Below are 22,362 nucleotides of genomic sequence, written 5' to 3'. Positions count from 1 at the left end.
TTCGTGTTATTATTTTTACATAATATAAAAACGTCCTTCCGATACAAACTGTACAGAAAGGACGTTGGGATGATCAAGCGTTGGATAGAGATGTTTTGCCTCACTTATTTTTTCGTGTAGCCGCCTGCACGGTCTGCTTTTTTAAACTCGCGGCCGTAATAGATTTCTTGAGCGCTACTTAACGTATTTTTTGCGTTTTCTTTTCGTTTTTTTTCAGACATAAAAAACCCTCCAATTAACGTTTTTCGATCATGCTACTTATTTTTTCCAGAATCTCTCGTTTTTAATCATAAAAAAAACTCTCCGTTATACGGAGAGACTCTTACGCTTCTTTAAGCTGGTGATCTTCTTGAACGTCTTGTTCGTGACGCAAGTAGTATAATGTATACAAGTCTTTTGGAATTTCGTATAAATCATATACGTCTTCATGTTGATTAATTTCATCGTATAAAGCTTTATGTGTTTCATTTGCAAGTACTGCGTAAGGCAGTTTTTCTGCAGCCTTAATAGACCTGATATTGATTTTACGAATTCGCATAAAAATTCGTTCTATATTTAACTCAAAGAACAGTTCATTAAAGAACGCTTCTTTTGCAATTTGATTATATCCTTTTCCATGAAACGGTTTGCCAAGCCAAGTGCCTAAAAAACCAGCTTGGTCCTGTACATCAAATAAATTAATGGTGCCGATAGGGTTACCCCATTCGTCTAAAATCGTGCGAGAAATGATTTCTCCATGATCTTCTGCTTCCATCGTTTGTTTAGTCACAAATAAAAATTCTTCATAGGAATGGGCTTTATGACGAACAAAAGGGAAGACATCAGGATGTACCATGAGTTCGTATAGAGATTGACAGTCATTTAGGTCACGTTTTTTTAACATAACTTTTCCCTCCTGATCGAGGGTATATACAGACTCCAATCAAGTCCCCACCCTCGAAATTTTTTAATAATTAAAAAAATTTCGGGGTGGGAATCGAACCCACTAGAACCAGTTACCTGGTGGCGCACCATTTGCCTTCCCATTACAAGTCAACAAACATAAAAAGTCAACGTGTGATGTTTATGCTTTTGTGAAATTCACATGCTTCTAAACGTATCATACTAAAAAAAATTAAAAAAGAAAATAGGTAAAATGTTAATTTTTTTTAAATAATATTTTACCATCTATCATGGTGAAAATAGGCTTTGCAAGGTAGTGAAAGGGATGATGGCTCCATAGCACTAAATCAGCGTCTTTTCCTGCTTCGATACTGCCGATTCGATGATCAATACGGAGATTTCGAGCAGCAGTAATCGTGATGCCTTCTAATGCTTTTTGCTCTTCTAGGCCTTCACGTACGGCAATGGATGCACAAATATTTAAATACTGAATAGGCGTATAAGGATGGTCTGTTGTAATGGAAACTTCTACTCCTTCATTGCAAAGAGCTTGATAGGTTTTCCACGTTTTATTCTTAAGTTCAACCTTTGAGCGGCGTGTTAAAGTTGGACCTACGCTCACTTTTAAATTTCTTCCACCCAGCTCTTTAGCAATTAAATGGCCTTCTGTACAGTGCTCAATACGGACGTCTAAATTAAATTCATCTGCTAAGCGCAGAGCTGATAGAATATCATCGGCTCGGTGAGCATGAATTCGAACTGGAATTTCTCTATTCAGTGCTTGAGTGAGAGGTTTGATGCGTAAATCATCTTTGTTGTCACTGCTTTTTGCGTGATAAAAGGCTTCTCGCAGCATCCCCATAATACCCATTCGCGTAATCGATTCTTTATTGCCGTGGCTGTGAATTCGTTTTGGATTTTCTCCTAGCGCAATCTTAAGTCCAGCTGTCTCTTGAATTAACATTTGAGAAATGCTTGTTCCAGCTGTTTTAATAACGGACGTTGTACCTCCAATCACATTTGCACTTCCTGGCATAATGTGTACAGACGTAATACCCGCTTCAATGGCATCTTTAAACCCAGGATCTAAAGGATGTACGCTGTCAAAAGCCCGGATATGTGGAGTCATGGGTTCAATGGTTTCGTTAGCATCATTCCCGGCCCAGCCGGTTCCTTCATCATATAATCCTAGATGTGTATGAACATCAATAAATCCAGGGAATAAATAACGCTGTTTGCAGTCAATAACTTCTACTTGAAGAGGTGGCTGCAAGTTTGGCCCAATTAAAACAATTTTTCCATCTTGAATGAGCACATCACTATTATAAATAGGTTTTGACGTAATAGGATAGAGCGTTGCATTTTTCAAGAGAATGGTTTTCATAAAGTTACTCCTATCTATAGGCAGCTTAGTCACCTGTTTTAGGGAAATAACAGAAAATAACTAGAGTAAATCTCGCAATGCATCTTCTAATACAGTATATGTAAAAATGTAATTCTGTTGAATCAATTTTTCAGGTAAAACGCGCTGTCCTTTCAAAATAATCATACTCATTTCTCCCATCAGCAGCTGAAGGCCAAAGCTAGGTACGGGCATCCAGTGAGGGCGATTCAATACTTTTCCAATCGTCTTTCCAAACTCTTTCATTTGAACGGGATTGGGAGCAGTTACATTAACAGGTCCTTCTATTTGTTCGGTATGAATGCAATAATCAATAATTTTGACGACGTCTTGAAGATGCACCCAAGACATCCACTGCTCTCCCGAACCAACTGTCCCTCCTGCAAATAATTTATAAGGAAGGGCAGTAGAAGGGAGTGCCCCGCCATCTTTGCCTAATATAACGCCGAACCTTGTTAAAACAGTACGAATATTGAGTTCCATCGCTTTTAACGCTTCATTTTCCCATTTTTTTACCGTTTCAGCTAAAAAGTCTGTGCCGATGGATGGAGAAGCTTCTGTGAACGTTTCTGTAGTCGATGTCCCGTAATAACCAACCGCACTTGCATTTACATAAAGGGACGGTTTTTCGGGTAAGGCAGCCATAATACGAAGGATTTCTTGAGTAGAAGAAAGGCGACTTTCCACAATGGCTTTTTTGCGCTCGTCCGTCCAGCGGCCGCTGTTAAGTGAAACGCCAGCTAAATTGATAAAAACGTCTGCTCCTTCTACATGCTCTTCAGGTTGGCTGTTTTCTTGCATCCACTCTACATATTTAAGTTTCGGATCTCTTGCAGCTTTATCTGCATTGCGTGTTAAAATATATACATAATGTTTTTGTGTTAAAAAATGTTTTGTTAAAGCTTTACCTACGAATCCAGTTCCTCCAGCAATAACAATTTTCATACGAACTTCCTCCTTTGTTGAGATAAATAAAAATGTGTATGATACGTTTGGCGGTTCTTCAGCCATCAATTTAATAAGAAATATGAGGTGAAGGTGTATGCCTGTTGTCACAAAGATCACAACGCAAAAGAATAGCGGTGAACGTTATAATGTGTATTTAGATTACGGTAAAGGTGAAGAGTTTGGCTTTGGTGTTGACGAAAATGTCCTTATCAAATATGACTTGAAAAAAGGTCGTGAGCTTGATGAATTTGAATTAACGGAAATTCAGTACGCAGATGATGAGAAGAAAGCTTATAATTTAGCGATCACTTACTTATCTTATCGAATGCGCTCTGAAAAAGAGGTACATGATTATTTAAAGAAAAAAGAAATTAACTCTACTATTATTCAACAAGTTATTCAGAAATTAGTCAGCCAACGTTATTTAAATGATGAAGAGTTTGCCACAGCATTTGTGTTAACTCAGATGAACACGACATCAAAAGGACCAAATGTGATTCAAAGAGAATTAAAAGAGAAGGGAATTTCTGATTCCATTATTACCCTTAGTTTATGTGAATACCCCGAAGAACAGCAAATTCAAACTGCTGTGAAGTTAATTGAAAAGTTAAAAGGAAAATATAAAAAATTATCTCAGGTAATGATGAAACAAAAAATGGAACAAGCATTGGCAGTGAATGGTTATTCATTTTCTATTATTCAAGAAGCATTTCAGCGCACGAATACAGAAAAAGAAAGCGATGAGGCATGGGAAGCTCTGCAATACCAAGGAATGAAAGCGCATCGTCGTTTTTCAAAGTATGAAGGCTGGGAATATCAGCAAAAAATGAAGCAAGCTCTTTATAGAAAAGGATTCTCTATTGACCAAATTCAATCATTTCTAGATTCTATTGAAGAGGAATAAAGGCGGGACAAAAGTATGTTAGTTGAAGGGAAATCCGAACGATGAATCGAGATTCTTGATGGAGAATCCAACTCGTTCGGATTTTTTTATTGTGATGGCAAACGTAAACTTCATGTGTTTATCTTTAGATTAGATTAATGCAGTTATGTTTCACTCTTTTTAAAACAAAATATCTTCTGAGTCATTCTGCTGTTTATAAATAATCTCAGCAATTTCTGAAGCCGAGCGCAATCGGCTTTTATCTTTAATGTGGTTGTTGTGATCCCAAAAAGGGGTATTCATGCCTCCCATGTAAGCTGCAATCACATGAAGGCTGGTATCTTGGTATTCCACTTTTAAACTTTCTGTAAATCCCCTTACGCCAAACTTACTGGCCACATAGACGCTTTCATTAGCTTTCCCGCGAAGTCCTGCAGTTGAAATGATATTCATAACTTTAGGCTCAGGTCTCGTCAAGAGATGAGGAATAAGCGCTTGTGTTAAAAAAATAGTTCCTTTTACATTTGTATCGATGACTTCATCGATGGCTTGTTTTGTATAATCGGTCAAAGGACCAAAATGTCCAATGCCTGCATTGTTGATAAGGATATCTACTGAATGCTGCATCAGCAGTTTTTCTACAGATTTTCCTACTTCTTCATACTTTGTAATATCTACAGACATCGTATATACGTTGTCTCCTAGCTCATGCTGCGCCTCTTTTAATTTATGGTGATTGCGTCCAGCTAGAATGACGTTGTAGTCTTTTGCGTAAAGTTTAGCGAGTTCTCTTCCAAGACCGGTCGCACCGCCCGTGATTAGCACTGTTTTCATTCCCAAAACTCCCTTTTCATAGTCTCCCTTTAGTTATACCTTTTGTTATAATAAAATGAAAGCAAACAAGGGGGAAAACAGCATGTCTGAAAAACGTTACAGTGATATGACGACGTATGAACTTCAACAAGAAATTGGGTCTCTTCAAGAAAAAGCACGAAAAGCTGAACAGCTTGGCATGGTCAATGAGTATGCAGTATTAGAAAGAAAAGTAACGATGGCTAGGTCATATTTATTGGATCCCGAAACGTTTAAAGCAGGGGAAGTATATGAAATTCAAGGAGATCCGGGTTCATATTTTAAAATTGATTATATGAACGGAGTTTTTGCGTGGGGATTTAGGCTTGGCTCACCGCAAAACGAAGAGGCACTGCCTATTTCTATGTTGAAAAAATAAAGGGATGAACAAGCAGCACGAAGTGTGGTGTGCTGCTTGTTTGATTTCTATATTTACTCTATTTTTAAACGTAAAGCAAGCGGTTATTCTTCGCGCTCATTAGAAGCATGCATACGTTCTTGAGGATGCGTGTTAATAGTTCCATTTGCACGTTTTGAAGCGTACTCAGCTTTTGCTCGAGGTTCGCCTTCAAGCTTAGTATGATGTTGGTTTGTAAAATCTTTTGCTTTATTGCGCATCGATACCTCTCCTTTTACAACAGAAAGCGTTGCGGTTATGATATAGTACATGAGGGAGTGAATAACTCCGCATTTATAGTGTAAGTTAAAAGTGCAAACATACTCATAAAGAATTTTGGTAATCGAGGTGTTCTTATGAACGATATATTTGAAAGATTAACGAATCAGCTCTTAAATAAAAACAGTTCGCTCTCATATGCTCAAGCACGCACGTGGGTCGAGCTTTTCTGGGAAGATTTTGAGTCATCTTACGCAAAAGCCGGGTATGATTATAAAGGGAAAGAAGCGACGGAAAAGGTTGTTACGATGTATATTAACAGCTACGGAGACAAACTTCATGAAATCGCGGTTAAAAACCCTAAATATCAGCATTTATTGAATAACGATGACTATTTAAAACATTAAATAAAAACGAACCGTCTTGAGCAGACGGTTCGTTTTTGGGTTTCATATTTGTTCTTGTTATGATTAGTGCGGGAGATAATCAAGCTTTTTACGCAATTTTTTCTCACTGAAAATCCAACCTGTGTACGAACAAATGATATTTAAATTATAATCAAGCTGGACCACGGCTACAAATGGATAGTAGTCCTTGCTGCGGTAGCGTAAATCAATAAAGCGCACTTCAATGTGGTCGTTATATTCATCCAGTTCCCATCTATAAATAGGTGAAAATGAAAGAAAAGCAGATAAATTTTCATCTTTTTTCGCTACTTCAATTACGGCTGATTCGGGAATTGGAACTTTATCAAACGTATCATAAATAAAAATTTCTTCTCCGATTGCTCTTCCTACATGAAAATACTTTTCGGTCGTCACAGCTAAGTGCCAGTGAGTGAAACGCATTGTAGGAGAGATATTGAGCTTGATAACATCAGGAAACTGTTTTCGAAGCTTCTTGGCAATTTGGTGGCGCATATAAAAGCGCAGTCCATAGTAAAACGCCAATAACACATACAGCGTAATAAATGTTGGTCCTGGCTCTGCTCCAATAAACCAGATTAAAATCGCGAGTACGTGAGCTGAGAAAATCACGTAATCAAACGTGTTGATTACGCCAAGCGCAATCCATTTATTTGTGAAAGGCCGTAAAGCTTGCGTGCCATAAGCGTTAAAGATATCAACAAAAACGTGAATAATGACGCCTGCAAAGGTCCACATCCAGAGATGCAGCAAGTTAGCTCCTGGCAGCAGAAGCGAAAGAATGAGCACGATAAGCAAAGGCCATAAAATAACAGCCGGGATAGAATGTGTAATTCCACGGTGATTGCGGATATACTGTGCATTGTTTCGCAACTTTAAAACAGTGTCTAAATCAGGTGCTAATGACCCGGCCATTACGCCAATCATTACAGCATCCATTGTGGCTGTATTCGCAGATACAGTGGGGTCTAATGTTGCAAGGCCGCCTAAAGCGATTCCCATTGCAATGTGTGTACCAGTATCCAGAGCGAACTCCTCCTTTGTAAAATGACAATCTTAGAGTATCCTAATTCAGCATGGAAGCTTAATTTAGGGCGAAAAATCTCGCCTTATTACTAACGCAGCAAATTAGCTGTTTTTATTCATTATTTGAACAATTCATTTTACTATTCATATTTGTAGTTGTTATAAGGTTATCATAAAGTTACTAAGATTCAAAAAGCAACACATTGTATATGTATAGTTAATACCTCGGAGGCTATGACGTGAAACAAAGTAAAGATATTGTACAAAATTTCGATATTCGAGCATTTCAAGATGATTTAATCTCTTGGTTTGAGCAGGAACAGCGCATTTTACCTTGGCGTCAAGATCAGGACCCTTATAAAGTGTGGGTATCTGAAATTATGCTTCAACAAACGAGAGTAGATACGGTCATTCCGTATTTTAATAATTTTATTAGCAAATTTCCCACTATCAAAGATTTAGCTTATGCGAATGAAGATGATGTGTTAAAAGCGTGGGAAGGATTAGGCTATTATTCCCGTGCCCGTAATTTACAAACCGCCGTTCGAGAAGTTCACGAACAATACGGGGGAGAAGTTCCAAATACGCCAGCAGAAATCTCTAAACTAAAAGGAGTAGGCCCTTATACAACAGGAGCCATTTTAAGTATTGCATACGGAGTGCCGCAGCCTGCTGTAGATGGAAATGTCATGCGTGTGCTATCGCGCATTTTATCCGTTTGGGATGATATTGCAAAACCGAAAACAAGAAAGCTGTTTGAAGATATCGTGCATGAAATTATTTCAAAAGATAATCCTTCCTATTTCAATCAGGGCATGATGGAACTTGGTGCCATTGTCTGTACACCAACTTCTCCTTCCTGTTTGTTATGTCCAGTTCGCGAACACTGCCGCGCGTTTGAAGAAGGAGTGCAGAATGAGCTTCCTGTTAAATCAAAGAAAAAAGCGCCGCGTGCTCTTCAGCTTGCTGCAGCGGTGATTAGAGACGAGGACGGAAATTATCTGATTCATAAACGTCCAAGCAAAGGACTTTTAGCTAACCTATGGGAATTTCCAAATATAGAAGTAGATCTTAGTATAGCGCCAGATCATCAGCAGCTTCAGGCATTTATTCAAAATGAGTACGGAGCCGATATTAAAATTCATGCGCCGTTTACCACAATTCAGCACGTATTTTCTCACATCGTCTGGAACATCACAGTATATGAAGCAGAGCTTGCAAGTGATATCAGTGCATTAAAAAATTTGAAAGTGGTTTCTGAAAAAGATTTAGAACAATATGCATTTCCTGTTTCCCATCAAAAAATCTTAAAAGAATATTTACTTGTTAAATAAAAGAAGCGTGGATAAACTCCGCGCTTCTTTTATTTAATCATATGATACATGCGTACCGTGTGTGTAATCTGCTTCGTGGCGCTGTAACCCGCCCCGTGCTTCAATTTCTTTAATAATTTGCTGATGAATACTTTGTCCTTCAGCATTTAAATACGGCGTCATTTGCTGTAAAGAGTGATGGAAAAACGCAAGCTCGCTGTCTTTCCACTCGCTTTTAGAAATCATTGAAAGAGCCGTCATGTCTCTACCTACATACATTCTATTCACCTCGTTCATTTCATCAAGTTTTATCTATTTTCCCTATATTACTTGTTTCTTATGCGATAAAATCAGTACAATGTAAAGATAATACGATACATAAGGGAGATGACATCATGTCACAAAAGGTAGCACTAGTTACGGGAAGCAGCAGAGGTATTGGTAAAGAAATTGCCTTACGTCTGGCTAAAGAAGGATACGATATTGTATTAAACTATGCACGAAGCAAAAGTGCAGCGCAGGAAGTAGCAGAAGAAATCAAAGCATTAGGCAGAGAAGCATTAGTTGTTAAAGCAAACGTAGGAAAAGTAGAAAAAATTAAAGAAATGTTTGAGCAAATTGATGAAGTATTCGGTCGCTTAGACGTATTTGTAAGTAATGCAGCGTCAGGAGTCTTACGTCCTATTATGGAATTGGAAGAAACTCACTGGAACTGGACAATGGATATTAACAGCAAAGGATATTTATTCTGTGCACAAGAAGCGGCTAAACGTATGGAAAAAGTAGGCGGAGGAAAGATTGTTACCATCAGTTCGCTTGGTTCTATTCGCTATTTAGAAAATTATACAACAGTAGGCGTGTCAAAAGCTGCTGTAGAAGCGTTGACCCGCTATTTAGCAGTGGAGCTGGCTCCAAAGAATATTGTGGTAAATGCTGTATCTGGAGGAGCTGTTGATACAGGAGCATTAAAGCATTTCCCAAATCGCGATGAGCTTCTAGATGATGCACGCAAGCATACTCCAGCTGGTCGTATGGTGGAGCCAAAAGACATGGTGGATGCAGTTATGTTCTTAGTGTCCGATCAAGCAAATATGATTTGCGGTCAAACGCTTATTATTGACGGAGGGCGTTCACTTTTAATGTAAGGTAAATGTGTTTTGTGCTTGTGCCTTAAAATACTGAAAAAAGTTTGCATATCCTATTTACCTCCCGGGCATATTAATTTTCGTGGAGGTGATTACAATGGCAAAACAAACAAACAAAACAGCATCTGGTACAAGCACACAACACGTGAAACAACAAAATGCTCAGGCATCTAAAAACAACTTCGGTACTGAATTTGGTAGCGAAACAAATGTACAAGAAGTGAAACAACAAAATGCTCAAGCAGCGGCAAACAAAAGCCAAAATGCTCAAGCATCTAAAAACAACTTCGGTACTGAATTTGCTAGCGAAACAAGTGCTCAAGAAGTGAGACAACAAAACGCACAAGCTGAAGCAAAGAAAAACCAAAACTCTGGTAAATACCAAGGTTAATATCAAAAGCGAACTTAACGTCTTTCATACGGCGATGTTAAGTTCGCTTTTTCTTATATAAAAAGCAACAAAGTACGACAAAACTTCTTGAAACTTTACACAACTCGTCAAAGGAATCTGGATCACCTAAACAGAATGTTAACAGAAGTGCCGCGTGTATGGTTAAAGCAAATAGAGAGGAGCTATCGTATGAAAAAATTTGATCAGCTAGTGACTCAACAATTGGAGACCATGGATCAACTTCTGTTTTTGCAGTCTGAGATTGAGCGCTGTCAGGAAATCGAAGGTGAACTAATAAAACTTCATGAAGAAGCAAAACTTCATTCTGTGCAAGATGAAATTAGTGAAATGAAGCTAAAATTAAAAGAGATTCAATTGACGTTTGAAGCACAAACCGAAGACATTATTCGTACATATAAAAGTGAAGGGGCTTGCTCTACACTTGCTTAATGAACATTGATGTGTCACTTCCTCTCTTTTTTAAGGCTGCCAAGCAAAGGAAAAGTAGGGGGAGTGGCTTTTTTGAACTCAAGAAGGTTAGCGCATTTGTGTTAAAATGAGAGAGAAACCGTTATAATAAACATAAGACAAATGGAGACGTTATATGAATTTTTTTAAGTGCTAAAATGAAAGTAGGTATTGGAGATGGGAATTCCGGTGGAAGGAGAAACAATTCAAATACACAGCTACAAGCATAATGGACATATTCATCGCGTGTGGGATCGGACAACCGTATTAAAAGCAACCAATAACTTAGTGATTGGAGGAAATGATCGTACGGTCGTTACAGAATCAGATGGACGAACATGGGTCACAAGAGAGCCTGCAATTTGTTATTTTCATGCTCAGCAGTGGTTTAATGTCATTGGGATGATCCGTGAAGATGGAATTTATTATTACTGCAATATCAGTTCGCCGTTCATTTATGATGACAATGAAGCGCTCAAATATATTGATTATGATTTAGATATCAAAGTCTATCCAGATATGACATACACCCTTCTTGATGAAGATGAATATGAGAAGCATCGAAAAGAAATGAATTATCCAGAAGTGATTGACCGTATTTTACATAATCACGTCGAGGAGTTAAAAGGTTGGATTCGACAGCGAAAAGGCCCGTTTGCTCCAGATTTCATTGACATTTGGTATGAGCGTTTTTTAACATATCGGCATTCTTGATGAATGATCTAGAGAACATTATGTTAGGCCGTCTAAAGCTGACTGTTTGATATAATGTTCTTTTTGGCGTTATGCTCACCATCTTTTAGAAGAGATAAAAGCACTAAAAAATCGACGCGTGTACATATACTAAGAAAGCTTGCCCTCATAGATAGAAAGGGGAGATTTTATGGGAAGTATAAGACGCTACATGAAGTTTGTACAGCCATACAAATGGCAAATTGTCGGCACTGTATTAATTGGTATTATTAAATTTGCTATTCCTTTATTAATTCCGCTGCTTTTGAAATATGTTTTGGACGATATCGTAAATGGCCATGGCATGTCTTCCTCTGAAAAAGTTCATAAAATGGTGACGATTATGGGGATTTCGTTTGTTATATTTTTAGTGTTAAGACCCCCTATTGAATATTACAGGCAGTATTATGCTCAGTGGGTATCGAGTAAAGTACTATATGATATACGGGATCAGCTGTTTAGCCACATTCAAAAGCTTAGCTTACGTTATTATGCAAATACGCGAGCGGGTGAAGTGATTTCACGAGTCATTAATGATGTAGAGCAAACAAAAAACTTTGTTATCACAGGCTTAATGAATGTATGGCTTGATATGATGACGATTGTAATAGCCATTGTGATTATGTTTACGATGAATGTACCTTTAACACTGGTATCGATTATTTTGCTGCCGGTTTATGCGTTCTCTGTAAAATATTTTTACAGTCGTCTTCGCCATTTAACAAGAGTCCGTTCGCAGGCTTTAGCGGAAGTGCAGGGTCACTTGCATGAAAGGGTTCAAGGGATCTCTGTTATTCGCAGCTTTGCTATTGAGCCTCATGAGCAGAAACAATTTGATAAGCAAAATTCAAATTTTCTACAAAAAGCAATTAATCATACGAATTGGAATGCAAAAACATTTGCAGTAGTGAATACCATTACCGATTTGGCACCTTTAATCGTGATTACATTTGCCGGATATCAAGTCATCACAGAAAGTCTTAGCGTAGGAACGATGGTAGCATTTGTGGCCTATATTGACCGCTTGTATAATCCGCTTCGCCGCTTGGTCAATTCATCGACTACGCTCACGCAGTCTGTTGCATCTATGGACCGGGTGTTTGAGTTCATTGATGAAGAATACGATATTACAGACAAGAAAGATGCAAAAGAATGTACTGAGCTTCATGGAAAGGTGCAGTTTGAGCACGTTTCATTTGCTTATGAAGAAGAAGAAAAACCTGTGATTCATGATATTAATTTAGATGTAGAAAAAGGAAAATCCGTTGCGTTTGTTGGAATGAGCGGAGGAGGGAAATCCACGCTTATCAGCTTAATTCCGCGCTTTTATGATGTGACAGAGGGTAAAATTCTCATTGATGACATTGATATCAAAACCTATAAGGTACGCAGCCTGCGAGATAAGATTGGAATCGTCCTGCAGGATACGGTGTTGTTTAGTGACACGGTTAAAAACAATATACTGCTTGGAAAGCCAGGAGCGACAGATGAAGAAGTAATTGCTGCGGCAAAAGCCGCAAATGCCCACGATTTTATTATGAATTTGCCCGAAGGATATGATACAAAAGTGGGAGAGCGGGGAATGAAGCTATCAGGGGGACAGAAGCAGCGTATTTCTATTTCGCGCGTATTTTTGAAAAATCCAGCTATTCTTATTTTTGATGAAGCCACTTCAGCTCTAGATTTGGAAAGTGAGCACTATATTCAAGAAGCATTAGCTGAACTAGCAAAAGACCGTACGACTTTCATTGTAGCCCATCGTTTATCTACAATTACTCATGTTGATGAAATTGTACTTTTAGAAAATGGAAGAGTAGTCGAACGAGGTTCTCATGAGGAGTTAATTAAGAAAAAAGGTCATTACTATCAGCTCTTTAACGTTCAGCAGCTTGATACAATTTAAAAACACCACCTATTGTCTAACAATAGGTGGTGTTTTTAATCTTCTTGTCGCTGATGATTAATATCAAATGAGTTAGCATCTTTGTGATAGTTTTGGAACGTATCAATCAGCTTATCAAGATGCTCTAACTCTTCACTATACTCAATGATGACAGAAATTAAAGGGAAGATATGATAAATAACCTTATTCTCTTCATCATTATCGTATATTTTGTACTGCATAAATTTATCGATTAAAGCTCGTTTTCCAACGCAGGCTTCGTTTGGTACAGTAGTGGTTGGCTGTACGCGTAATTTCCCAATGAATTTTAATAATACTTGCTCATGATACATTAACAGGCACTCAACTTCAGATTTGATTAAATCTTGAAATTGCTGCGGCATGACTTGAAGATCATTTTCTACTCGGTGAAGTAGTTTCAAGGTTGTAAGAGCTCGTGTTGTTACGGTAATCATTTGACGAAATAAAACGAGCTTGCGTGACTTAACAAAACGTTTTTTGGTTGAATAAGTGCGTTCTTCTTTGTAAAAATCAAAGATTTGATTCATTTTAGCCACATTGTCTTTCATTTTTTCAATGTCTTCTTTTAACAATGTGTGCTCAGATGCGTGATAAAGATTCATGCGAATCCATTTAATAATTTCTTCCGTTGTGCTTACAATTTTATAATACAATCTTGTTTCATACTTTGGCGGAATAAAAATAAGATTGACAATAAATGCTGAGAATACCCCAAGTAACACTGTACCAAAGCGTATAAGTGCATATTCAACGAAATTATCTCCTGGATTTTCCATAATTGCAATTACTGTCACAAGCGCAAGCCCAATTGTATTATTAATACGTAATTTTAAGTTGACTGCGATGACAACAACAGCGGTAAAACCAATAATGATGGGATGGGTACCAAAAATAAGTCCAAAACAAACTGCAGAAGCAGCTCCAATCACATTCGCCTGTATTTGCTCCAATATTGTTAAATAAGATCTGTAAATAGACGGTTGAATTGCAAAAACTGCCGCAATTGCCGCAAATATTGGAGATGGTAAACTTAGAAATTCACCTAATAACAATGAAAGTGTAATGGCAATTCCCGTTTTTAAGATGCGGGCACCAAGTTTCATGTGCGTTCGTAGTTCCTTTCTGTAAAAAAGTTTTTTCGTTATGAAGAATGTTCCCCAAAACAAATGATAAATTGCAAAAATCAATCCTTCTTTATTACATAACCTGTTGGAAATAATATAAACAATAACATACTATACAAGGTTTAAGAATGGATATCAAGAGAAAACAAGCAGAAAAATAAGGGTATTTCTCGGGATTTTTCGACAGGCTGACAAAAAGGAGATGACGCGTAAGAAATGGTTATGAAAGGTGGAAATGTTCTATAAGGAAACCCAAAGGTAAAACGAAAAAGAGGTTGAGATATAACGAAGTAAATGCAATCTAAAGATGAATAAATAGGATACATGGGCTGAATCGCTTGTGACACAGTAGTTGATTTCTGCAGAAGTCTTCGACTTGCCCTCCAATCAGCTGCTAGAAAGACCTGCATACATGAAACCTACGTTTACCCTAACAAAAAAAACGAACCACTAATCAAACATCTTGATCAATGGTTCGTTTTCCACTTCGTCTAAAATCCTTTTATCTCAGCCTCTTTAGAATAAGAATTAGCGTTCTTCACTTAATTGTTTAAATGCTTTTTCGACTGCTTCTAATGTGTCGGTAATATCTTGTTCTGTATGAGCTGTAGTAAGGAACCATGCTTCATACTTCGAAGGAGCTAAGTTGACACCTTGGTGGAGCATTAGTTTAAAGAAGCGTGCAAATAATTCGCCGTCTGTATTTTCTGCTTGTTCATAGTTTTTGACCGTTTCTGTTGTAAAGTAGACAGTAAGAGCGCCTTTCAATCGATTGATAGTGATAGGCATGTTATATGTACGAGCATGTTTTAAAATACCTTCTTCGAGCATCGCCCCTAGCTTATCCAACTGTTCATAAACACCTTCTTGCTTTAGTACTTCCAGGCAAGCAATCCCAGAAAGAATAGAAGCTGGGTTTCCTGCCATTGTACCTGCTTGATAAGCGGGTCCAAGCGGTGCCACTTTTTCCATGATTTCTTTTTTACCGCCGTAGGCTCCGATCGGAAGACCGCCGCCGATGATTTTTCCAAATGCAGTCAGATCAGGTTTTACACCAAGTAAATCTTGAGCTCCGCCATACATAAAGCGAAACGCTGTAATAACTTCGTCGTAAATAACAAGTGCTCCAGCTTCGTGAGTTAATTCATTAACTTGTTCTAAAAAGCCAGGTTCCGGCTCAACAATTCCGAAGTTTCCAACGATTGGTTCTACTAAAACAGCCGCAATTTGATCGCCCCATTTTTCTAATGCTTCCTTGTAAGGCTCGATGTCGTTAAAAGGAACTGTGATGACTTCGTTAGCGATACTTTTTGGTACACCAGCAGAGTCAGGAGTGCCGAGTGTAGAAGGACCAGATCCAGCTGCTACTAACACAAGGTCAGAATGGCCGTGGTAGCAACCTGCAAATTTAATAATTTTATCGCGTCCAGTATAAGCGCGTGCTACACGAATCGTTGTCATAACGGCTTCTGTTCCAGAGTTGACGAAGCGCACTTTATCTAATGCGGGCATCGCTTCTTTGAGCATTTTAGCAAATGTGACTTCATGAGCAGTTGGAGTACCGTAAAGAACACCCGTTTCAGCTGCTTTTGTAATAGCTTTCGTGATATGAGGATGAGCGTGTCCTGTAATAATAGGACCATAAGCTGCTAAATAGTCAATATATTTATTTCCATCAACGTCCCAGAAATAAGCTCCGCTTGCCTTCTCCATTGCAACAGGCGCTCCGCCTCCTACGGCTTTATATGAACGTGAAGGGCTGTTAACGCCGCCTACAATATGTTCGAGCGCTTCAGCGTGTAATTGTTCTGATTTTGTGAATTGCATAGTATGCCTCCTAATGAAAAGTTCAACTTCTTTATTCTATCAAACTTATTTGTTTCTTGAAAAACATTCGAGAACGTGTATGATAGAAATTTGTGAGCTAACTGCTAGAAAATAGTTCCTCGTCTCTTGGAGGAGTTGCTAGCAAGGGCGCCGGAAACAATAAAAGAAACCACTAATACGTCGACGTAACGGAGGGAATACAATGAAAAATGCTATTGAGGTGAATCAACTTCGGAAAGAATTTAAAGCCTATTCTAGCCGCTCTGGCCTTAAAGGGGCATTCCGGGATTTATTTACCCGTAATTATAGAGTCATGAAAGCTGTGAACGATATTTCGTTTACCGTAAAACAAGGGGAAATGGTAGGGTATATAGGAGAAAACGGAGCGGGGAAATCAACCACAATCAAAATGCTAACAGGGATCTTAACTCCAACTGCAGGCGACATTACCGTAAATGGAATGAACCCTCATAAAGAAAGAGAAAAGTTTGCCCAAACGATTGGGGTAGTTTTTGGTCAACGCTCTCAGCTATGGTGGGATATTGCCGTACAAGAATCTTTTCGCCTGTTAAAAAAAGTATACAAAGTGTCAGATGAAGATTATAACGCTCATATGGAGCACGTTATTCAAACGTTAGATATCGGGCCGCTGCTAGATAAGCCGGTGCGAAAGCTTTCTTTAGGTCAAAGAATGCGCTGTGAGCTGGCTGCTGCTCTCATTCATAATCCGCCGCTTCTATTTTTAGATGAACCGACGATTGGTTTAGATGTACTAGTTAAATTAAAAATCCGCCAATTTTTAAAAGAAATTAATGAAAAATACAACACGACGATTTTGCTTACAACACATGATTTAGCAGATATTGAAGCTTTATGTGAACGCGTTGTAATGCTGGATGAAGGCAGTATTATTTATGATGGATCGCTGCAAAAGCTGCGTTCGAACTGGGGCGACCTTAAGCAGATTACGTTTGAATTTGGGACTGCGCCAAATAAAGAGCAGTTGAAGCTATTGACGCAAGGAATGCCTGTTAACTGGATTGAAGGTGATCAAAAATATTTGTGGACAGCGCAGCTTCAAAATAAAGGAGACTTAATGTCGCAGCTGATTGCTAAAGTGGTGGCAAAGCATGAAATCAGCGATATTAACATTGAAGAAATTTCAACGGAAGAAATTATCCGCAACATTTATGAAGAAGGTGTTGTGAATGGATAAATATATAGAGATGATACGCATTCGCTTTTTAATGATGCTGGCGTATCGGACGAATTATTACAGCGGAATATTGATTTATGCAATTAATATTGGTGCTTACTATTTTTTATGGTCGGCTATTTATGGAGGAAAAGAGAATATTCAAGGTTTATCCATTACTCAAATGACAACGTATGTAGCCGTTTCATGGATGGCCAGAGCCTTTTACTTTAATAACATTGACCGTGAAATGGCAACGGAAATTAAAGATGGCAAAGTGGCTGTAGAGTTAATTAAACCATACAGCTACCTTGGTATGAAAACGATGCAAGGACTGGGAGAAGGGATTTTTCGAGTGCTGTTTTTCTCAGTGCCCGGCATGATTATTGTCGCGTTTTTATTTCCAGTACAGTTCTCAGCAAATGCAGCAACATGGCTTTATTTTGGACTGTCTTTAATTTTTAGTTTCATTATCAATACACAAATTAATTTATTAACGGGTATTACGACTTTCTTTCTCTTTAACAATGATGGACTCATTCGAGCGAAGCGCGTTGTTATTGATTTGTTTTCAGGACTTCTTCTGCCCATCAGTTTCTATCCTTTCTGGGCGCAACATATTATGAGCTATTTCCCTTTTCAAGCCATTAGTTATATTCCGAGCATGATTTTCACAAATGGATTTAAAGGGCAGGAAGTAATAAATGCTCTTATCACACAAGCAGTTTGGTCAGGACTTCTATTTATCCCTATTGCATGTTTGTGGAACATAGCGAAGAAAAAAATGGTTATTCAAGGAGGGTAGTCTATGAAAATGTTTTATTTTTCGATTTTCTTTCAGTACATTGGTCAATATATGAAAACAAGGCTTCAGTATCGTACCGACATGGTAGTTGAAATCATATCGGACTTATTATTTCAAGCGGTTAACTTAATTTTTATTTTAGTTGTATTTGGTCATACTCAGTCGCTGCACGGATGGTCACGAGAGGAAATTATCTTTATTTATGGTTTCTTTTTAGTTCCTTTTGCTATTTTTTCGTCTTTCTTTAACATTTGGGATTTCAATGAGCGCTACATTGTTAAAGGAGAAATGGACCGAATTTTAACGCGGCCGATTCATAGTTTGTTTCAAGTTATTTTGGAGCGAATGGAGCTAGAATCATTGTTTGGTGGTGTCACAGGGATTGCCGTAATGGCTTACGCTGCGTCTTCTTTACATCTTCATTTCCAGTGGTATGATGTTTTTGTTTTTCTATTATTTATTTTGGGAGGAGCGCTTGTATACGCAGGAATTTTCATCGCCTTAGCAAGCATAGGCTTCTGGTCGGATGCCAGAACCTCTATTATGCCCACTATTTATAATATTGGAAACTACGGAAGGTATCCTGTAGATATTTACAATAATGTCATCCGCTATGTTTTAACGTGGATTCTTCCTTTTGCATTTGTAGGCGTATATCCAGCTGCTTATTTCCTAGGAAGAGCTGAATGGTACGGATATGCATTTTTAACTCCAGTAATGGGAATCATCTTTTTTACGATCTCTATCTTCTTATGGAATACAGGTGTCAAAAAATACAGAGGAGCAGGCAATTAAATGCCTGCTCTTTTTCGTGGCTTCAGAGTAGTAATGAATGGACAAGAACGCGCGTATAGTGGTAATAGAGTATAAATTAAAGGAGTAGAATGATGGTTATTTTTCTAATCCTCGTTATCGTTGTTTTTGTAATTGGTAGTATGAAGTTTCTCTTTGAAAAAGAACTTGGAGAATTTCATTTTTTCTCAATTGGTCACTTCTTTGTCTTGTTTTATTCATATATTACAGTTTTATTGGGATTTAGCCTTATTTATACAGTGTGTGAGATGGGGAGTATTCCAGTGTTAAGCGGAGGGTTTGAACATGAAGGTCATTATTTTTATACGCTGTTTAACAGCATGTATTTCAGCGCAGCAACGTTATTTTCAGTAGGATACGGAGATATGTATCCGGTTGGAATTGGGAAATTATTTGCAACTTTTGAAGCGTTTATCGGCTATATTATGCCTGCAATCTTTGTGATGCGAACTGTTACCCGCACTTAAACTTGTCATCTTATCTAATATTGGGTACGCTATTCAAAGAAAATGAAAAGCGTAAAGGAGAAGATAAATATGACAGCTGTAGTTGGAGAAAAAGCACCCGATTTTGTATTGATGTCTACAAATGGAGAGCAAGTATCACTAGCGTCGATGAAAGGAAAAAACGTTGTGCTGTATTTTTATCCGAAAGATATGACGCCAGGCTGTACAACAGAAGCCTGTGATTTCAGAGATCAGCATGAAAATTTTGAAGAGCTAGATGCGGTGATTTTAGGAGTGAGCCCGGATCCGATCGACAAACACCATAAGTTTATTGATAAGCACGGCCTTCCATTCTTACTTTTAGCTGATGAAGATCACAGCGTAGCTGAAGAGTATGGAGTATGGACACTGAAAAAAAACTTTGGAAAAGAATATATGGGCATTGAACGCTCCACTTTTATCATTAATAAAGAAGGAATGCTCGTAAAAGAGTATCGCAAGGTACGGGTAAAAGGCCATGTGGAAGAAGCTTTATCGTTTATTAAAGAAAAAATGGCATAAAAACAGGCAGATAACTAGAGCAGTTTTTGTCTTTGCACATACAATATCAGTGTAGGGCATACCTCCTCAGATGTTAATATATTTAAAAGTGTGGATTAATTTCCACACTTCTTTTTTTGCACAGAATACGTAAATAATGATGATGTATTACATAAAATAGGAATAGGCATCAAGTTGACAAAACGTGGGTAAAACATGTAGACTAATTATAAGAATTATAAAGTAATAATACTTACAGAAGAGGGGTGCATGGCGTGTCAAATCATTTACAAGAAGCCCTTGAAACGTTAAAAGGTACTGGCGTTCGTATTACACCACAACGTCATGCTATTTTAGAGTATTTAATCAATTCCATGACACATCCAACAGCAGATGATATTTATAAAGCGCTGGAAGGTAAGTTTCCAAATATGAGTGTAGCAACCGTGTACAATAATTTAAGAGTATTTCGCGAAGTTGGTATTGTAAAGGAACTAACATACGGTGATGCATCAAGCCGGTTTGATTATGTTACAACAGAGCATTATCATGTGATTTGCGAAAGCTGCGGAAAAATTGTGGATTTTCATTATCCTGGTTTAGACGAAGTAGAAAAGCTGGCTGCTCATATTACTGACTTTGATATTAGTCACCACCGAATGGAAATTTACGGAACGTGTCCTGATTGTACGGCTAAAAAAGCGCATTAATAAGCTGATAGTAGTGATACTATCAGCTTTCTTTTTGTTTTTTTCTATTATACTTTTCATCAAATTGTTTTCCTTCAAGAGACCGGTCAAGCGTAAGCGGCTCGTTGCAATACATACACATATCTACGCGCCCTAGCATTTTTGTTTGCTTTTGACATGTAGGGCAGGTTACTTGAACCGCTTTTGTAGAAAGCATGCCAATCCAGAAATAAACGCCGGTACTGGCTACGATGCACAGCAACCCCAAAAGCATAAAAATAGTCATTAGCCAGACTGAAGACCGAAAGAAAATTCCCCCATACATAACAATGAAACCAACAAAGATCAGACTGAGTGCAAACGTGCGAATCTTGTTAATTTTATTTGAATACTTTATCCCCATCAGTATCCCCCCTGTTACCAATATATCATAGAGTGAGACAGTGAATGATGATAAAAATTGAATCTTCGGAAAATTATCGTTGGTTTTTGAGCTTTCTGAATGATTTCCATAATTCTGAGTGGGATATCCGTTATACATCGTATATAATAAAAAAAGAAATCTTAGTCCATAGCCTTTAAAATTTTGAAAAATATTTGTTTATTACAGTTAGGAGAGCTCAAAATGGAAGATGTTTTACGGCCAATATATCAAGAAAGAGCTAGCAATAAAGACACACTAGGTATCTTACTGATTGAAAAAAAGAAATCAGAATCTCCAGTGACGGATAATTTGGATGCTATCTTATTTATTGTGACCAAAACTACAGAAACTTCTCTTTTTATTAAACAATACGAATATGAAAATGAGCGTGCGGCACTTTATATGGCTTCTGAACAGCAAATGAGTGAATGGATTATGAATGGGACGAACCGCCGTATTATTGATTGGATCTTAAATGGTAAAGTGCTATTTGATCGAAACGAATATATGGAAAACTTAAAGAAACGCTTAATTGATTTTCCTAGAGAAGATCGGACAAAGAGAATAGGTGTCGAGTTTGCTAAATTGATTCGCCGATTTAAAGAAGGAAAAGACTTTTATGCGTCTAATCATTATTTAGATGCATTCAATCATGTCATTCATGCTCTTCATCATTTAGCACGACTGTCTGTGTTAGAAAATGGATTTCACCCAGAAGTGACAGTATGGAACCAAGTGAAAAAAATAGAACCTGAAATTCATCGTCTTTACGAAGAGCTAATTATTAGCCAAGAAGAGGTTAGCAAGCGTTTAGAGCTGCTTTTTTTAGCGAGTGAATTTCTAGTAAATAAAAAAACTGAATTGGGTGCCAAGCATCTTGTTCATATTATGAAAAGTGAAAAGCAGGAATGGACGTTTAATGAACTGGTTCATCATCCCGAAATACGCCCTTATGCTATTGATTTAGGAATACTTCTTGAGTTTTTAATTGAAAAAGATATCATTATGGTAAAAAAAGTAGAAACCAAAGGAAAGAGTTTGTACCATAGACACTATGTGGCGAAATGATAGAGAGGATAAAGGGTATCTGATACGGTGCGGTTATGACGTGTAGATACCCTGACATATGACTTTATAGCCTGGATAAAAGGTTTTTCTAAAAAAACACGATTTATTTTAAAAAATCTATTGACGCTTTAAAATATCCGTGGTAAATTTATATACGTCGCCAATGAGCGATACTAAATTTATCAAAAACTTGAAAAAACTTCTTAAAAAAGTTGTTGACAAGAAAGAGATAAACTGGTAAGATTAAAAAGTCGCTTAAGAGCGGCGATTGAACTTTGAAAACTGAACAAAGCGACAAACGTCAACGTTAAATTTTATTTTTTAAATGAGCAAGTCAAATATTTCTTCGGAGAGTTTGATCCTGGCTCAGGATGAACGCTGGCGGCGTGCCTAATACATGCAAGTCGAGCGAACTGATTAGAAA

The 22,362-nt window shown here is 37.8% G+C and carries 27 protein-coding genes and 1 rRNA gene; 17 read left to right on the top strand and 11 right to left on the bottom strand.

Annotated features, from left to right (window positions below):
- Window positions 1-104 precede the first annotated feature (104 nt).
- From AC2YJL_RS22870 to AC2YJL_RS22855, 4 genes are all read right to left on the bottom strand, one after another.
- Window positions 105-221 (bottom strand): YfhE family protein, encoded by a 117-nt coding sequence (locus tag AC2YJL_RS22870; RefSeq protein WP_013055148.1) that lies wholly within the window; start codon window positions 219-221, stop codon window positions 105-107.
- 101 nt (window positions 222-322) lie between these two features.
- The gene (locus AC2YJL_RS22865; RefSeq protein WP_013055149.1) at window positions 323-883 is read right to left on the bottom strand and encodes a GNAT family N-acetyltransferase; all 561 of its coding nucleotides are present in this window, start codon (window positions 881-883) and stop codon (window positions 323-325) included.
- Between the two features lie 255 nt (window positions 884-1,138).
- Window positions 1,139-2,266: an amidohydrolase gene (locus AC2YJL_RS22860; protein ID WP_230931712.1), complete on the bottom strand. Its 1,128-nt coding sequence runs from the start codon at window positions 2,264-2,266 to the stop codon at window positions 1,139-1,141.
- 60 nt (window positions 2,267-2,326) lie between these two features.
- Window positions 2,327-3,229, bottom strand: coding sequence for a TIGR01777 family oxidoreductase (locus AC2YJL_RS22855; RefSeq protein ID WP_050688500.1), 903 nt, complete (start codon window positions 3,227-3,229; stop codon window positions 2,327-2,329).
- A 97-nt stretch (window positions 3,230-3,326) separates the two neighbouring features.
- Here AC2YJL_RS22855 and recX point away from each other — a divergent pair, with 97 nt between their 5' ends.
- Window positions 3,327-4,136 carry a recombination regulator RecX gene (recX, locus tag AC2YJL_RS22850; RefSeq protein WP_251568984.1) on the top strand — a complete coding sequence of 270 codons (810 nt, stop codon included), beginning with the start codon at window positions 3,327-3,329 and terminating at the stop codon, window positions 4,134-4,136.
- 159 nt (window positions 4,137-4,295) lie between these two features.
- On the opposite strand, the gene AC2YJL_RS22845 is transcribed toward recX, so the two are convergent.
- Window positions 4,296-4,949, bottom strand: coding sequence for an SDR family NAD(P)-dependent oxidoreductase (locus tag AC2YJL_RS22845; RefSeq protein WP_195695525.1), 654 nt, complete (start codon window positions 4,947-4,949; stop codon window positions 4,296-4,298).
- Between the two features lie 82 nt (window positions 4,950-5,031).
- On the opposite strand from AC2YJL_RS22845, the gene AC2YJL_RS22840 reads away from it, so the two are divergent.
- Window positions 5,032-5,346, top strand: a complete 315-nt coding sequence (locus AC2YJL_RS22840; protein WP_013055154.1) for a YfhH family protein — start codon at window positions 5,032-5,034, stop codon at window positions 5,344-5,346.
- 83 nt (window positions 5,347-5,429) lie between these two features.
- Here AC2YJL_RS22840 and AC2YJL_RS22835 read toward each other — a convergent pair whose 3' ends face one another.
- Window positions 5,430-5,585 (bottom strand): small, acid-soluble spore protein K, encoded by a 156-nt coding sequence (locus tag AC2YJL_RS22835; RefSeq protein ID WP_016762865.1) that lies wholly within the window; start codon window positions 5,583-5,585, stop codon window positions 5,430-5,432.
- 135 nt (window positions 5,586-5,720) lie between these two features.
- Here AC2YJL_RS22835 and AC2YJL_RS22830 point away from each other — a divergent pair, with 135 nt between their 5' ends.
- Entirely contained in the window at window positions 5,721-5,990 is a 270-nt protein-coding gene (locus AC2YJL_RS22830) for a YfhJ family protein (protein ID WP_013055156.1), read from the top strand.
- Window positions 5,991-6,053: 63 nt separating this feature from the next.
- Here AC2YJL_RS22830 and AC2YJL_RS22825 read toward each other — a convergent pair whose 3' ends face one another.
- Complete coding sequence (locus tag AC2YJL_RS22825) at window positions 6,054-7,034, bottom strand: metal-dependent hydrolase (protein ID WP_285852948.1); 981 nt, start codon at window positions 7,032-7,034, stop codon at window positions 6,054-6,056.
- Window positions 7,035-7,273: 239 nt separating this feature from the next.
- On the opposite strand from AC2YJL_RS22825, the gene mutY reads away from it, so the two are divergent.
- Complete coding sequence (gene mutY, locus AC2YJL_RS22820; RefSeq protein WP_195695524.1) at window positions 7,274-8,368, top strand: A/G-specific adenine glycosylase; 1,095 nt, start codon at window positions 7,274-7,276, stop codon at window positions 8,366-8,368.
- Between the two features lie 33 nt (window positions 8,369-8,401).
- On the opposite strand, the gene AC2YJL_RS22815 is transcribed toward mutY, so the two are convergent.
- Window positions 8,402-8,626 (bottom strand): hypothetical protein, encoded by a 225-nt coding sequence (locus AC2YJL_RS22815; RefSeq protein ID WP_014461827.1) that lies wholly within the window; start codon window positions 8,624-8,626, stop codon window positions 8,402-8,404.
- Window positions 8,627-8,742: 116 nt separating this feature from the next.
- On the opposite strand from AC2YJL_RS22815, the gene fabL reads away from it, so the two are divergent.
- The 5 genes from fabL to AC2YJL_RS22790 all read left to right on the top strand — a co-directional run bounded on the left by fabL (window position 8,743) and on the right by AC2YJL_RS22790 (window position 12,986).
- Entirely contained in the window at window positions 8,743-9,492 is a 750-nt protein-coding gene (gene fabL / locus AC2YJL_RS22810) for an enoyl-[acyl-carrier-protein] reductase FabL (protein ID WP_251568980.1), read from the top strand.
- A 97-nt stretch (window positions 9,493-9,589) separates the two neighbouring features.
- A complete protein-coding gene (locus AC2YJL_RS22805) occupies window positions 9,590-9,883 on the top strand; it encodes a gamma-type small acid-soluble spore protein (protein ID WP_013081547.1) in 294 nt (97 codons plus the stop codon).
- 189 nt (window positions 9,884-10,072) lie between these two features.
- Window positions 10,073-10,333 carry a YgaB family protein gene (locus tag AC2YJL_RS22800; protein ID WP_013081548.1) on the top strand — a complete coding sequence of 87 codons (261 nt, stop codon included), beginning with the start codon at window positions 10,073-10,075 and terminating at the stop codon, window positions 10,331-10,333.
- A 195-nt stretch (window positions 10,334-10,528) separates the two neighbouring features.
- On the top strand, window positions 10,529-11,065 hold the full coding sequence (gene ntdP / locus AC2YJL_RS22795; protein ID WP_013055163.1) for a nucleoside tri-diphosphate phosphatase: 537 nt from the start codon (window positions 10,529-10,531) through the stop codon (window positions 11,063-11,065).
- A 169-nt stretch (window positions 11,066-11,234) separates the two neighbouring features.
- Complete coding sequence (locus AC2YJL_RS22790) at window positions 11,235-12,986, top strand: ABC transporter ATP-binding protein (protein ID WP_013081549.1); 1,752 nt, start codon at window positions 11,235-11,237, stop codon at window positions 12,984-12,986.
- 35 nt (window positions 12,987-13,021) lie between these two features.
- Here the strand turns inward: AC2YJL_RS22790 and AC2YJL_RS22785 are convergent, their stop codons facing one another.
- Both AC2YJL_RS22785 and AC2YJL_RS22780 read right to left on the bottom strand, forming a co-directional pair.
- Window positions 13,022-14,110: an FUSC family protein gene (locus AC2YJL_RS22785; RefSeq protein ID WP_013081550.1), complete on the bottom strand. Its 1,089-nt coding sequence runs from the start codon at window positions 14,108-14,110 to the stop codon at window positions 13,022-13,024.
- A gap of 549 nt (window positions 14,111-14,659) precedes the next feature.
- Window positions 14,660-15,958, bottom strand: coding sequence for a glutamate-1-semialdehyde 2,1-aminomutase (locus tag AC2YJL_RS22780; protein WP_028410116.1), 1,299 nt, complete (start codon window positions 15,956-15,958; stop codon window positions 14,660-14,662).
- Window positions 15,959-16,160: 202 nt separating this feature from the next.
- Here AC2YJL_RS22780 and AC2YJL_RS22775 point away from each other — a divergent pair, with 202 nt between their 5' ends.
- The 6 genes from AC2YJL_RS22775 (at window position 16,161) to perR (ending at window position 20,467) form a co-directional block, all read left to right on the top strand.
- Window positions 16,161-17,174: an ABC transporter ATP-binding protein gene (locus tag AC2YJL_RS22775; protein ID WP_028410115.1), complete on the top strand. Its 1,014-nt coding sequence runs from the start codon at window positions 16,161-16,163 to the stop codon at window positions 17,172-17,174.
- Window positions 17,167-17,958 (top strand): ABC transporter permease, encoded by a 792-nt coding sequence (locus AC2YJL_RS22770; RefSeq protein ID WP_028410114.1) that lies wholly within the window; start codon window positions 17,167-17,169, stop codon window positions 17,956-17,958. Before AC2YJL_RS22775 ends, AC2YJL_RS22770 begins: the two co-directional genes overlap by 8 nt.
- 9 nt (window positions 17,959-17,967) lie before the next feature.
- Window positions 17,968-18,753 (top strand): ABC transporter permease, encoded by a 786-nt coding sequence (locus tag AC2YJL_RS22765; protein ID WP_116516647.1) that lies wholly within the window; start codon window positions 17,968-17,970, stop codon window positions 18,751-18,753.
- 92 nt (window positions 18,754-18,845) lie between these two features.
- Window positions 18,846-19,238, top strand: coding sequence for an ion channel (locus AC2YJL_RS22760; protein WP_028410112.1), 393 nt, complete (start codon window positions 18,846-18,848; stop codon window positions 19,236-19,238).
- Window positions 19,239-19,307: 69 nt separating this feature from the next.
- Window positions 19,308-19,778 (top strand): thioredoxin-dependent thiol peroxidase, encoded by a 471-nt coding sequence (bcp, locus tag AC2YJL_RS22755; RefSeq protein ID WP_013055171.1) that lies wholly within the window; start codon window positions 19,308-19,310, stop codon window positions 19,776-19,778.
- Between the two features lie 254 nt (window positions 19,779-20,032).
- Complete coding sequence (gene perR / locus AC2YJL_RS22750) at window positions 20,033-20,467, top strand: peroxide-responsive transcriptional repressor PerR (protein WP_013055172.1); 435 nt, start codon at window positions 20,033-20,035, stop codon at window positions 20,465-20,467.
- A gap of 22 nt (window positions 20,468-20,489) precedes the next feature.
- Here the strand turns inward: perR and AC2YJL_RS22745 are convergent, their stop codons facing one another.
- On the bottom strand, window positions 20,490-20,849 hold the full coding sequence (locus AC2YJL_RS22745) for a YgzB family protein (protein ID WP_014461817.1): 360 nt from the start codon (window positions 20,847-20,849) through the stop codon (window positions 20,490-20,492).
- A gap of 222 nt (window positions 20,850-21,071) precedes the next feature.
- Between AC2YJL_RS22745 and AC2YJL_RS22740 the strand changes: the two genes are divergently transcribed.
- Both AC2YJL_RS22740 and AC2YJL_RS22735 read left to right on the top strand, forming a co-directional pair.
- Entirely contained in the window at window positions 21,072-21,938 is an 867-nt protein-coding gene (locus tag AC2YJL_RS22740; RefSeq protein ID WP_013055174.1) for a nucleotidyltransferase-like protein, read from the top strand.
- A 343-nt stretch (window positions 21,939-22,281) separates the two neighbouring features.
- Window positions 22,282-22,362, top strand: a 16S ribosomal RNA gene (locus AC2YJL_RS22735); the annotation flags it as partial.

It is taken from the genome of Priestia sp. SRI_019 (assembly GCF_057586255.1).
The sequence above is the reverse complement of the archived record's forward strand: the minus strand, read 5'-3'. Positions and strand labels throughout refer to the sequence as shown.